Below are 13484 nucleotides of genomic sequence, written 5' to 3' on the forward strand. Positions count from 1 at the left end.
AATTTCTAAATTTTAATAACAATTAAAAAACCGCCTTTCGATGACGAAGTCGGTTTTTTACCTTTTAAAGATACACACTCAATGAGCGATACAAAAATTGCTGTAAATAATTCGATACTTAAAGTTAACCACGTAACACCGAAGGCCAAGAAGATTGACCAAGTTTTGGAGATTCATGGTGATCAGCGAAATGATCCTTATTTCTGGTTAAAAGAACGGGAAAATCCAGAAGTTATCTCCTACCTCGATCAGGAAAATGCTTATGCCGAAGCTGTTCTGAAAGATACTGAAGATTTTCAGCAACTACTTTTTGACGAAATGAAAGCCAGATATAAGGAAGATGACGAGTCTTTGCCCTACTTTTTTAATGAATATTGGTATATCGTACGGTATGAGCAGGGAAAAGAACATCCGCTTTTTACGCGAAAACATTATACTTTAGAAAATGAAGAAGAGCTTTTGTTGGATGTGAATGTTTTAGCAGCAGCACATAAATTTTACGAGGTTGGAAGTGTCGCGGTATCTCCTAATAATAAATTAATTAGCTATTCATCTGATAATATTGGGCGACGAATTTATGAGCTTAATTTTAAGAATTTAGAAACTGGTGAAATACTGCAAGATCAAATTCCCAACACGACCGGAAAGGGCGTTTGGGCAAATGATAATGAGCATATTTTTTATATACGAAAAGATGACAATTTACGGGCTTTTCAGGTGTATATGCATCAGTTAGGGACAGATTCTTCCCAAGACGTGCTGGTATTTCATGAGAAAGATGAAACTTTTGATGTTAATGTTTATAAAACAAAATCGTTAAAATATATTTTTATCGCCAGCTCAAGTACGATTTCCGATGAACAGCGATTCATTCCTGCAAGTGATGTTTTAGCAGAATGGAAAATCATCCAACCCAGAATCGACGATCTGGAATATGCCGTTGAACATTATGAAGATGAATTTTATATCATTACCAATGCAGACGATGCGACCAATTTTAAAATCGTAAAAACGAAAGTTTCAGAACCGGGTTTGCAATTTTGGACCGACGTTATTCCACACCGAGAAGAAATTTTGCTGGAAGGTTTTGAAATCTTTAATAATTATCTGGTTTTAGAAGAACGTCGGCAGGGTTTACTTCAGCTGAAAATCATCAATACGAATGATGATTCTTTTCATTTTTTACCATTTTCAGATCCAACATATACGGCCTACATTGGTTTAAATCTGGAATTTGATACCGACAAACTGCGTTACGGGTATACATCTTTAACGCAACCGAATTCCACTTTCGAATATGATATGAAAGAAAGAACGACGAAACTCCTGAAACAACAGGAAGTGTTAGGCGGCGATTTCTTACCAGAAAATTATATTTCGGAACGGATTTGGGCAAATGCGCGCGATGGAAAAAAAGTTCCTATTTCTTTGGTTTATCATAAAGATACCCTGAAATCAGCTGATACGCCTTTACTTCTTTATGGATACGGAAGTTATGGGCATACGGTGGATGCGAGTTTTTCAAATGTTCGTCTTTCTCTGTTAAACAGAGGTTTTATTTACGCCATTGCCCATATTAGAGGTGGTGAATATTTAGGAAGGGAATGGTATGAAGACGGTAAAATGCTTCAAAAGAAAAATACGTTCTTCGATTTTATCGATGCTGCAAAATATTTGATTGATCAAAATTACACGTCATCACGACATCTTTATGCGATGGGCGGTAGCGCAGGCGGTCTTTTGGTTGGCGCGGTAATGAATTATGAACCGGAACTTTTCCACGGAATGGTTGCGCAGGTTCCTTTTGTGGATGTAGTGACGACCATGTTAGACGAAACAATTCCTTTAACAACTGGGGAGTTTGATGAATGGGGAAATCCGAAGAAAAAGAAATACTACGACTACATGAAATCATATTCGCCGTATGACAATGTAGAAGCGAAAAATTATCCCAATCTTTTAATTACGACGGGGTTTCATGATTCTCAGGTTCAGTATTGGGAACCCGCAAAATGGACTGCGAGACTTCGGGAACTGAAGACCGATGAAAATCTGCTGGTTTTTAAAACCGACATGAGCTCAGGTCACGGTGGTGCGAGCGGAAGATTCGAATCTTTGAAAGAAGATTCACTCGAATATGCTTTTTTAATGAAATTAGAAAATAAAATTGATGGAAAATAAATCAGAAAGCCACCTTTGGGAAGAAGTAGAGGCATTCTTCGTAAAAAATTTCGATACTGAAAAACACCCGCAAATCGATACGATTTTATTTCTTATCGGGGTACAGGAATTGGGAAGTGGGCAGCAGAAATATACCAAAGATGATAAACTCAACATGCTTCATATAGCGGTTTGCCGGTTATTGGAACCTTTCGGATATTATAAATTTTCACATTATGATGACGACGGCTATCCGCATTTCGATGAGATCGACCACTTGCCGGATTTGAAACCGAACGAACAACAAATTTTAATGAAGAAAGCAATCATTCAATATTTTATTGATGAAGAGCTTTTTTAATAGGTAAAGACTGATTTTTTAATCAGTCTTTTTTGTGCAAAAGAGTTTCTAATTGAGCTAAACTCGTTATAATGCGTTCTTCAAATCCCATATTCATTAATTTGATCATTTCTGCTTCGTTATTAAAATGAATATTGATGGTTAGTTTCGTGCCTTCTTCAACGCCTGTAAAACCTACGAGCCAGTTGGATGTTGGAATATCTTTCATAATATTTCCTTGGTCATCAGACATGAAATCTGTGAAGTCAAAGCTTCGGTGATTGTTGATTTCGTGGTATTTAAAACCAGCATACTGTTTTTGATTTTCCGGATCACTCATCATGTAATTCCAAATTCCATTGGGTCCAAAATTCATTTTAATGGTTTCGGCTTTCCAGGGTTTTGGTGCCCACCAAAGATCCAAAAGGTCAGGATTCGTAAAATGCATCCAAACGTCGGGCGACGGTGCATCCAAAACTTTCATAATATAAACGGTAGCAGCTTGTTGGTCGGTATTAAAGATAACTTTCGGTTTCATTTCTCTCTTTTTCACAAATTTAGATATTATTTGACAGACCGTTCCATCAGGTGCAAAATATTTAATATTAGCTATAATTAGTTAAAAAAAAGACTTTTAAGAAATTAAGCACAATAAATGGAACAATATTTTGTTATTATATTCTTAAAATGACTAATTTTAACAATTCATTTTTAAATCTCCTAATGAACAATAAGTTTATTCCATTTATATCGGTACTGATGACAATCTCCATGATTGTATTTGTAACCCTTCAATTGTACTGGCTGAAAGAATTATACGGCGCACTCAATCAGGATTTTAGCAACAGGGTTTATTCCTCTATGGAATCTTCTGCGCTAAAGGTCTCTCAATTGGAAAGTGAAAAATATTTAAATCAGGATTTCAAGAATTTCGGAAAAAGTGTAATTGACAGTAGTAATCAACCAACACAGACATATATTCAGCAAAATTCTGATTCTGCAAACCGTTCTACAGTCATTTTTCAGAAAAGCATAGTTGAAAATCAAAATATACCGATTTCTCAGAAAGGTGACAGTTTGCTTTTGACCAATTTGTATACTGATGAGGGAATTTTACAAATCAAGAAAGCTCCTAATGCTACCGAACCGCTCACTGCGCAAATGAGTAAGGACATCAACAACAATACGTATGCGCTTCGGCAGTTTGTAAAATTGAGTGCTTCAAATCTACCAATTGAAAAAAGAGTTGATGTAAAAACGCTGGACTCTGTTTTGAGCCATGAATTGAAATTAAGTGGCTTAAACACAAAATTTGGTTTTGCCATAATGGATCGTGGAAATAAAATGACGAAAGTTGTAAATTCTACTTATATGGAGGAAAAGGATAAAAATAACTACACTTATCCACTATTTACAGACAGTAAAGACCGTACGCTTTACACTTTGGCGCTGGTTTTCCCGCGGCAAGATTATTCTTTAATAAAGTCAAATTCGCCCATGCTTTTAGGAACTTTAATGTCGCTGCTTACGATTTTGGGGATTTATATTATTTCCATTAATTATATGATGCGCCAGAGAAAAATTGCGGAGGTAAAAACAGATTTTATTAATAATATGTCGCACGAGTTTAAAACGCCTTTAGCCACAATTTCTGTAGCGACAGATTCTTTGGCAAATGATAAAATTGCTACCAATCCGGATAAAGTAAAATATTATTCGAGTATCATAAAACAGGAAAACCTGCGAATGAAAAAACAGGTGGAAAATGTGCTAAATATGTCGAAACTGGAACGGAATGAAGTCAAACTATTTTTAAAGGAAACCGATGTTCGCAGTCTCATCAAAGAAATCACAGAATCGTTTGGCTTAATTGTGAGACAAAGAGATGGTTCGCTTACGCAGGAATTCAATACCGATAAGTATGTTTTTAAAATTGATGAATTTCATATTTCTAATGCGTTGGTGAACTTACTGGATAACGCCAATAAATATTCGCCCGAGGCACCAGAAATTAAAGTGAGCACCAGAAATGAAGGCAATTGGTATATTATCGAAATTTCTGATAAAGGAATAGGAATGGAAACAGATAATAAGGTTCGGATTTTCGAAAAATTCTTCCGGGAGGAAACAGGAAATATTCACAATGTGAAAGGACAAGGTCTTGGATTATCTTACGTAAAAAAAATTGTTGAACTCCACAAAGGCATCGTGATTGTCGATTCGCAAAAAGGAGTAGGAAGCAAATTCACCATCAAATTACCGATGGTTTAAAATAAAAAAAGAAGGTGAAAGCCACATAACATTAAATAAATTAATTATGAGCAACAGAATCTTATTAGTAGAAGACGACCAGAGTTTTGGGGCGGTTTTAAAGGATTATTTATCCATCAATAATTTTGAAGTAACTCTCGCCACTGATGGTGAACAAGGATTGAAGGAATTTACAGAAAACGAATTCGATATCTGTATTTTCGATGTAATGATGCCGAAAAAAGACGGTTTCAGTTTGGCTGAAGACGTGAAGCGCATCGATAAGAACATTCCGATTATATTTTTAACTGCGCGTAATATGCGCGAAGATATTCTAAAAGGTTATCAGCTCGGCGCTGATGATTACATTACGAAACCTTTCGATACAGAATTGCTTTTATATAAAATTAAAGCAATACTTCAGCGAAGTGCAACTTTGGAAAATGATGAGCAGGAACAGTTTAAAATCAGCAATATATTTTTCGACTCTATGTTGCGACAGTTAAGAGTTGGGGAAAACGACTATAAATTATCACCTAAAGAAAATGAATTGTTGAAGTTGCTTTGCCAGCACAGAAATGATTTTATGCCGAGAGATTTGGCCTTGCGCAAAATCTGGAAAAAAGAAAATTATTTTACGGCCAGAAGTATGGATGTTTATATCGCTAAACTGAGAAAATTACTGAAGGAAGACGATGGTTTAGAAATCATCAATGTTCACGGTGAAGGATTCCGTTTATTGGTTAAGAATTAAAAAAGCCAAGAAAAACCTTAAAAGAGCCCCGTTTTAGTTCTGTTTTAAAATAAAAATAGCCGCTTTCAATTTGAGAGCGGCTATTTCACATTTTTTAAGTTTCCTATTTGGCTTCTACACAGAAAACGCGATATTGAATTGGCAAAGCACTTTTAAAGTGTTGTTTAATTCTTGCCAAGTCGCTTGCGGCGCTTTGTTTCGTAAAATAGCTTCCTGCCATTACTTTATAATTTGGTCGTAATGAAGCATCGATTTCTACCTTCATGTTGGGAAAGCGTCTTCTAAAAAACATTCCAACTTCTCGGGCTTCATCATTACTTTTTACCACAGCAAGCTGTATTTTATAGCCCATAATTCGCGGGTTTCTGCGACAAATTTCTGCGTTCGTGAGTTCTCTTTCGGGCACTGAAATTTTTGGTGTGGTACTTTTTGTAGAAGAACCATCATAATTTTCATTGCCGGAAAAAGTATTTGGCGTTGCACATTTATCTTCAATATCGCTGAGCAGATCACTAACTTTTTGATCCATAACAACCGTGAGCGGTGTTCCGTTAATTGTATCATTCTTTATAACTTGCTGTGCGTGAAAGAAATTAGCAGACATGAAAGAAACGAGAGCGAATATTTTAAAAAAGTTTTTCATCGAATTTATTTTGGACAAATTTAAAACAAATAAAAATTATACCAACATTTGTTATTTAGAACCTTTACAAATTAAAGCAAAACATCCGATGGATACGTAATCGGCTGTTAAATTTCTGTTAAAAGTGTTATTTTTGCCAAGTTGAAAGTAAACGCAATACAATTTACTAACCCAAGATTTTATAAATGATTAGTTGGAGAAAGCATTACAAAAGAGGTCTTATCGCAATAGGTCTATTGCTGTCGACCAGTGCTTCTATTTACGCTCAAGGAGATGCGAAAAACGGTGAAAAGCTTTTCAAAGCTGATTGTGCCGCTTGTCATGCATTAGACAAACAACTTGTCGGTCCTGCCTTAGGTGGCGTTGTAGCAAGACTCAAAACGGAGCAAAATTTAGATACAGATTGGCTTCATAAGTGGATAAAAGACAACAAAGCGCTGCGAGCTTCTGGTGACAAATACGCTAACGAAGTTTTCGAAAAATTTAACAAAGTAGAAATGCTTGCGTTTCCTAATCTTACCGATCAGGATATCAATGACATTTTAGAATACACCACAAACCCACCTGCTCCAGAACCGGCTGCTGATGCTATCGCTGCGCCTGCAGGAATGGATGCTGTAACGGCACTTGAAGTATCGAAAAGAGAATCAATGAATTCAAAAGTAATTTTGATTTCACTTTTGGCGATTGGTGGACTGCTGCTTTGGTTGCTTCTAAAATTACGACAGTTGGTAAAACTGCAGCAAACCGATGAGTTGGTTGGTTTAAACGCCACAAGAGCAACATCTTTTGCTGATGTCTATAAAAAATACCACTACATAGGGAAAGGACTTATCGTTCTGCTCGGAGTTTTTGCCGCCTATGGAGTGTGGAACAGTTTAATGTGGATCGGCGTTTATAAAGGATATAAACCAGACCAGCCTATTTATTTCTCTCACAGAATACATGCGGGTGAAAATAAAATTGACTGTCAGCTTTGTCACTCTTCCGCAAAATATGGTAAGGTTTCCGAGATTCCTTCAATGAATGTTTGTATGAACTGTCACCGTAATATTTCTGAATACAAAGGGAAATATATGGAGCCAGGAAAAGACAAAGCCTTCTACGATGCCGAAATTCAGAAAATTTATGCCGCTACCGGTTGGGATGCAGCCTCGCAACAATATACAGGTAAAACACAACCCGTGGAGTGGACAAGGATTCACAATATGCCGGATTTCGTTTACTTTAATCACGCACAACACGTTGTACCTGGTGAACAAGCTATCATTAATGGGTATAATAAGAAAAATCCTGATGCTAAAATCGATGTAGTTTGTAAAGCTTGTCACGGTCAGGTTGACACTATGAATGTAGTGCAGATGGCCAACGACTTTACTATGGGATGGTGTATAGAATGTCACAGAACTACAGAAGTAGATATGAACAATGGTTATAATAAAGAGTACTTCAAAAATCTACATGAGAAACTGAAAAAACAGTATGGCTCAGGTGCGAAAATCACCGTAGATGCAATTGGAGGCCTTGAGTGTGGTAAATGTCATTATTAATAACAAAAATTAGAAGTATCAATGGCTTCAAATAAAATACAATTCAGAAGTATTCAAGAACTGAAAGATCCTACCTTAAACGGTAAGTTGGCTGCAAAAGAATTTCAGACTGAAATTCCGGTAGACGAAGTTTTAGGTACTGCTCAATCGACTGGATCAGGAACTTCACGTAGAGATTTCCTAAAACTTTTAGGTTTTTCTACCGCGGCTGTTACATTGGCTGCGTGTGAGGCACCGGTGATTAAATCAATTCCGTATGTGGTGAAACCGCACGAAATTATTCCCGGTATTCCTAATTATTATGCAAGTACATATTTTGATGGATTTGATTTTGCAAGTGTTTTAGTAAAAACCAGAGAAGGTCGTCCTATTAAAATTGAACCAAATCCTTTAGCAGGTACTTTAGGTAAAACTAGTGCAAGAGCTCAGGCAGCTATACTTTCACTTTATGATAATGATAAAGTAAAACAGCCAAAACTAAACGGAAAAGATGAAACTTTTGATAAAGTTGATGATTTCGTTTTAAAAGGTCTCGCTGATGCGCAAGGATTTAGCAAAAAAATCGTCGTATTATCGCATTCTTACGCCTCGCCAACTTTCAAAAAATTATTCGCAGATTTTAAAGTTAAATATCCAACTGCCGAGTTGGTCATTTACGATGCGATGACTTACAACGCAGGTTTAGATGCTGCACAAGAAGTTTTCGGACAAAGATTTTTGCCAGTTTATGATTTATCAAACACGCAATTAGTTGTTTCTTTCCAGGCAGATTTCTTAGGAGATTTTAATGGTGGAGGTTTAGATAGTTCTTACGCATTGGCAAGAAAGCCAGGTCCAGATATGTTGAGACACATACAAGTGGAATCTAACATGACTTTGACTGGTGCAAATGCCGATTCTAGGATTCGATTGAAACCAAGTGCTGTAAATAAAGTTTTAGTAGAAGTTTATAATGGTCTTAACGGCGGTAGTGTAAGCAAAGAAGCTGGAGAAATCGTTAAAGAATTACAGGCAAAAGGAAGCAAAGCAGTTGTTTTTGCAGATGGATCTAAAGCAGCACATGTTTTAGCACATTTAATCAATCAAAAATTAGGATCTACCGCATTTACTGGCAAAGCAAATATGCTTAAAGAATTTGACGGTGCGAGATATCAAGAATTTTTAAAATGGTTAGATTCAGGTCAAATTGGTGTTTTAATCGCCAATAATGTAAACCCGATCTATTCTAATAATAAAGGAGAAGATTTCAGAAAAGCTTTAGGTAGAGTACCTTGCGTAGTCGCTATTGCTGATAAGAAAAATGAAATGTATAAAGCAGCGAAAGCTGTGATTCCAGTAGCAAACTGGTTAGAGTCTTGGGGAGATTTAACGCCACAGACCGGAATTTATACATTAATGCAGCCTACTATTCAAAAAATCTTTAAATCGAGACAGATTGAAGAATCACTATTGGTTTGGATGAACGGTAAGGGAAATGAGGCTAATAATTATTATGATTATTTAAAAGCTAATTCTGCAACTTTATTAGGTTCTACTACTTTTAACAAAGCACTTTATAACGGTATTATTGCCGGTGGAAATACAGCATCTTTAAGTTATTCAGGTGGAAATGCACAGCAGGCAATTAGTGAATTGGGAGGTTTTAAAGCTTCTGATTTAGAATTGGTATTGTATACTACAACTGCTTTAGGAGACGGTACACAAGCCAATAACCCTTGGTTGCAAGAAATGCCAGATCCAATTACCCGTATGACTTGGGATAATTACTTAACGGTTTCACCTAAAGATGCAGCTAGATTAGGACTCGATAATGATCTTAATGGTAGAATGCAGTTGGATGGCTCAGTAGTAAATCTTACTGTAAATGGAGTAACACTGAAAGACGTTCCTGTATATATTCAACCTGGTCAAGCTGATGGTTCCATAGGACTTGCTTTAGGTTATGGTAAGAAGAATTCTGGCACAGTGGCTGAAACTGGAGTGAATGCTTACCCTATTTTTGACGGTAATAATTTAGTACTGTCAAATATAAAAATTGAAAAAACTGGTGGATCGCATGAATTTGCGGGCATGCAGCTTCAAAATACGTTAATGGGTCGTTACGAAATCGCAAGAGAAGTTTCTTTGGATACCTTCTTAAACGTAAAATTCGACGACGAAAAATTAGGATGGAACAAACCATTAGAATATCATACCATCGGAGGTGCTTTACCAGCTGGTAAAATTGATCTTTGGGATGCGTTTGATGATACTGATGGTCCACACTTTAACTTATCAGTTGACTTAAATTCATGTATCGGATGTGGGGCTTGTATCATTGCTTGTCAGGCAGAAAATAACATTCCTGTTGTTGGTAAAGATGAAGTAAGAATGTCTAGAGATATGTTCTGGTTAAGAATTGACCGTTACTATACAACCGATATTCCTGCTGATATTGATACGAATAAAGACAGCAAACTTTCACAGGCAGAAGCAGTAGCAGCAGATCTTGATGTACCTGGAATGTATGGTCATTTCATGGATAGAGAAAGTGGGATCTTAAACCATCCTGCGACCAATCCAGATGTTATTTTCCAACCGGTAATGTGTCAGCATTGTAACCATGCACCATGTGAAACTGTTTGTCCTGTGGCAGCAACTTCTCACGGGAAGCAAGGTCAAAATCAAATGGCTTATAACAGATGTATTGGTACAAGATATTGTGCAAATAACTGTCCTTATAAAGTAAGACGTTTCAACTGGTTTACTTATAACCTTAATGATAAATTCAACTACAATCAAAATAATGATTTAGGAAGAATGGTCTTAAATCCTGACGTTGTTGTAAGAACAAGAGGGGTGATGGAAAAATGTTCAATGTGTATTCAAATGACACAGAACGTAATTCTGGAAGCCAAAAAAGAAGGAAGAGTTGTTAAAGATGGTGAATTCGCGACCGCTTGTTCAAATGCTTGTCCTACAGGAGCCTTCACGTTTGGTGATATGAATGACAAGAACTCGGAAGTTCGTGCATTGTTCAGCACCAACAGAAAGTATACTTTGCTGGAAGAAATTGGTACAAAACCCAATGTATTCTACCACACCAAAGTGAGAAACAGAAAAGAAAATAATGTTTAAATAATAAATAGGTAAAAAATGTCAGGACATTACGAAGCTCCGATAAGGGAACCTTTAATTATTGGTCACAAGACTTATCACGATATCTCGGAAGATATCGCCAGACCTATAGAAGAACGAGCAGGCAAATTATGGTGGGTTTCATTCTGGATCGCATTAGCTCTCTTCGTCTACGGATTTGGTTGTATAGCATACACCATCGGTACCGGTATCGGTGCTTGGGGACTTAACCGAACCAATAACTGGGGTTGGGATATTACCAACTTTGTATGGTGGGTAGGTATCGGTCACGCAGGAACACTAATTTCCGCTGTACTATTATTATTTAGACAGAGATGGAGAATGTCTGTTAACCGTTCTGCTGAGGCGATGACCATCTTCGCGGTAGTACAGGCAGCTATTTTCCCCGTGATTCACATGGGTAGAGTTTGGGTTGGATATTGGGTTTTCCCTTTGCCAAACCAGTTTGGTTCACTTTGGACCAACTTTAACTCGCCACTACTTTGGGATGTATTTGCGATTTCAACCTATTTCTCGGTATCCACTGTTTTCTGGTTTATGGGATTAATTCCTGACTTCGCGATGATTCGTGACCGTGCAAAAACACCATGGACCAAAAGAATCTATACTTTCCTTGCATTCGGTTGGGGTGGTAAAGCAAAACACTGGCAGCGTTTCGAAGAATTATCTTTGGTATTGGCAGGTTTAGCAACTCCATTGGTATTCTCGGTACACACCACGGTATCTTTTGACTTTGCAACTTCCGTAATTAAAGGTTGGCACTCAACAATTTATCCACCATACTTTGTGGCTGGAGCAGTTTTCTCTGGATTTGCGATGGTACAAACACTATTATTAGTAGCGAGAAAAGTAGCGCATCTGGAAGATTATATTACCATGTACCATATCGAAATTATGAACATCGTAATTATCGTAACTGGTGGTATGGTAACAGTAGCTTACGCAACTGAATACTTTATCGCTTGGTACTCTGGTTCAAGATATGAAGACTTTACATACCTATCTCCAGGAGCAGCAACAGGACCTTACTGGTGGGCGTTTTGGGCCTTGATTATTTGTAACTTAGTTGTCCCAGCCTTATTCTGGTTCAAGAAAGTGAGAACAAATATTATGGCAACCTTTATTATTGCTCTAATCATTAATATTGGAATGTGGTTCGAAAGATTTGATATCATTGTTATCAATATCGCGAGAGATTATTTGCCAAGTTCTTGGACGATGTTTAAACCATCAATTATTGATGTTGGAGTGTTTTTAGGAACAATAGGATTTTTTGGAGTACTGTTTTTAGCCTACGCCAGAACATTCCCAGTAATTGCACAAGCGGAATTGAAGACAATCTTGAAAATTTCAGGTGAAACTTATAAAGCAAAAGAAGAAGAAGATGAGCACCACTAAAAGAATATACGGTATGTATGCCGACGACGATGATTTGTTAGAGGGTGTAAAAGCTTTCAATGACAAAGGGATCGCGATTGCTGAAGTCTATACTCCTTTTCCGGTTCATGGGCTAGACAAAGCTTTAGGTTTAAGAAAGACAAGAATTTCTGATGCTGCTTTTATTTATGCAGTATATGGATTAACGATTGGTATTTTGGTAACATGGTATACCATGAATCATGACTGGCCAATGAATATTGGTGGTAAACCCTCATTTACGTGGGGTGAAAATATGCCAGCTTTCGTTGTTCCTATGTTTGAACTAATGGTTTTCTGTGCCGCACACATGATGTCACTTACCTTTTTGGTGAGAAATAAAATGTATCCTGGTTGTCCGCCTCAGAATCCTGATCCACGTACGACTGATGATAAATTTATGATGGAATTTGTTACAGATAATGTAGATGCAGTAAAACAAATTCTGATTGATACCGGAGTTGAAGAAATAACTGTAAAAGATGCTTAAGATGATAAAGAATATATTTAAAGTTACAGCGATCTTAGGATGTGCAGCAATTACCTTAAGTTCTTGCAGCGATAAAAATCCGCCTTTGGTTTATTTTCCTGATATGTACTTTCCTGTAGCATACGATCCTTTGGCGAAAGCTCAAGATGCCTATTCAGACCATGCTAACACCATTCCTGCCTTTGTAAATAATAACGGCGCGACCGGTTTACGTCCTGTTGATGGAACTGTTTCACAAAACCCAGAGGGAATCGCTGATGAAGCGGCAAACAAAGCCATGACTCCGCAGGAATACAATGATGGTTATGATGCTTCAAAATTGATAACCAATTCTCCTTTAGACGCAACAAACCAGGCAAAAGATCTTGAAAAAGGTAAATTATATTACAACCAAACCTGTGCTGCTTGTCATGGTGAAGCGGGTGATGGTCAAGGACCAATTGTTGTAAGTGGCGCTTATGCTGGTGTTCCTAAGTATGCAGATAGAGAAATTACAATAGGATCTGTTCATTATGTTTTAACACATGGTAGAAACTCCATGGGTTCTTACGCGGGTCAGTTAAAACCTGGTGATCGATGGAGAGTTGCACTTTATATTATGAATGCATTTAAAGGCGGTACTATGCCTGCAGCAGCAACGTCAACACCTGCTGTAGCAGCTGCAACAACTATGGCAACACCTGCTCCAACAGATGCGGAAGTGCCGGCATCAGAACCTACTACGAGTCCTAAAAAATAAAAAA

At 37.3% G+C, this 13484-nt stretch carries 11 protein-coding genes; 9 read left to right on the forward strand and 2 right to left on the reverse strand.

Features of this window, described 5'->3' with window-relative positions:
• Positions 1-81 precede the first annotated feature (81 nt).
• Together LC814_RS09585 and LC814_RS09590 are read left to right on the forward strand one after the other, a co-directional pair.
• Entirely contained in the window at positions 82-2181 is a 2100-nt protein-coding gene (locus LC814_RS09585; protein WP_226063711.1) for a S9 family peptidase, read from the forward strand.
• On the forward strand, positions 2171-2521 hold the full coding sequence (locus LC814_RS09590; RefSeq protein ID WP_226063712.1) for a hypothetical protein: 351 nt from the start codon (positions 2171-2173) through the stop codon (positions 2519-2521). The genes LC814_RS09585 and LC814_RS09590 overlap by 11 nt, the downstream gene beginning before the upstream one ends.
• 22 nt (positions 2522-2543) lie before the next feature.
• On the opposite strand, the gene LC814_RS09595 is transcribed toward LC814_RS09590, so the two are convergent.
• Positions 2544-3038 carry an SRPBCC family protein gene (locus LC814_RS09595; RefSeq protein WP_226063713.1) on the reverse strand — a complete coding sequence of 165 codons (495 nt, stop codon included), beginning with the start codon at positions 3036-3038 and terminating at the stop codon, positions 2544-2546.
• A 185-nt stretch (positions 3039-3223) separates the two neighbouring features.
• On the opposite strand from LC814_RS09595, the gene LC814_RS09600 reads away from it, so the two are divergent.
• Positions 3224-4771 carry a sensor histidine kinase gene (locus LC814_RS09600; RefSeq protein ID WP_226063714.1) on the forward strand — a complete coding sequence of 516 codons (1548 nt, stop codon included), beginning with the start codon at positions 3224-3226 and terminating at the stop codon, positions 4769-4771.
• 46 nt (positions 4772-4817) lie between these two features.
• Positions 4818-5504 (forward strand): response regulator transcription factor, encoded by a 687-nt coding sequence (locus LC814_RS09605; protein WP_226063715.1) that lies wholly within the window; start codon positions 4818-4820, stop codon positions 5502-5504.
• Positions 5505-5607: 103 nt separating this feature from the next.
• Here LC814_RS09605 and LC814_RS09610 read toward each other — a convergent pair whose 3' ends face one another.
• Complete coding sequence (locus tag LC814_RS09610) at positions 5608-6147, reverse strand: SPOR domain-containing protein (RefSeq protein WP_226063716.1); 540 nt, start codon at positions 6145-6147, stop codon at positions 5608-5610.
• Between the two features lie 185 nt (positions 6148-6332).
• On the opposite strand from LC814_RS09610, the gene LC814_RS09615 reads away from it, so the two are divergent.
• Genes LC814_RS09615 through LC814_RS09635 form a run of 5 tightly spaced genes read left to right on the forward strand, consistent with a single transcriptional unit; the run spans position 6333 to position 13480 of the window.
• Complete coding sequence (locus LC814_RS09615; RefSeq protein ID WP_226063717.1) at positions 6333-7697, forward strand: c-type cytochrome; 1365 nt, start codon at positions 6333-6335, stop codon at positions 7695-7697.
• Positions 7698-7718: 21 nt separating this feature from the next.
• A complete protein-coding gene (locus LC814_RS09620) occupies positions 7719-10814 on the forward strand; it encodes a TAT-variant-translocated molybdopterin oxidoreductase (protein WP_226063718.1) in 3096 nt (1031 codons plus the stop codon).
• A gap of 18 nt (positions 10815-10832) precedes the next feature.
• The gene (gene nrfD, locus LC814_RS09625) at positions 10833-12233 is read left to right on the forward strand and encodes an NrfD/PsrC family molybdoenzyme membrane anchor subunit (RefSeq protein WP_226063719.1); all 1401 of its coding nucleotides are present in this window, start codon (positions 10833-10835) and stop codon (positions 12231-12233) included.
• The gene (locus LC814_RS09630; RefSeq protein WP_226063720.1) at positions 12220-12741 is read left to right on the forward strand and encodes a DUF3341 domain-containing protein; all 522 of its coding nucleotides are present in this window, start codon (positions 12220-12222) and stop codon (positions 12739-12741) included. Before nrfD ends, LC814_RS09630 begins: the two co-directional genes overlap by 14 nt.
• Positions 12734-13480 (forward strand): c-type cytochrome, encoded by a 747-nt coding sequence (locus LC814_RS09635; protein ID WP_226063721.1) that lies wholly within the window; start codon positions 12734-12736, stop codon positions 13478-13480. Before LC814_RS09630 ends, LC814_RS09635 begins: the two co-directional genes overlap by 8 nt.
• The last annotated feature ends 4 nt before the right edge of the window (positions 13481-13484 follow it).

Source organism: Kaistella polysaccharea, assembly GCF_020410745.1.
In the GTDB taxonomy this organism is placed as follows: domain Bacteria; phylum Bacteroidota; class Bacteroidia; order Flavobacteriales; family Weeksellaceae; genus Kaistella; species Kaistella polysaccharea.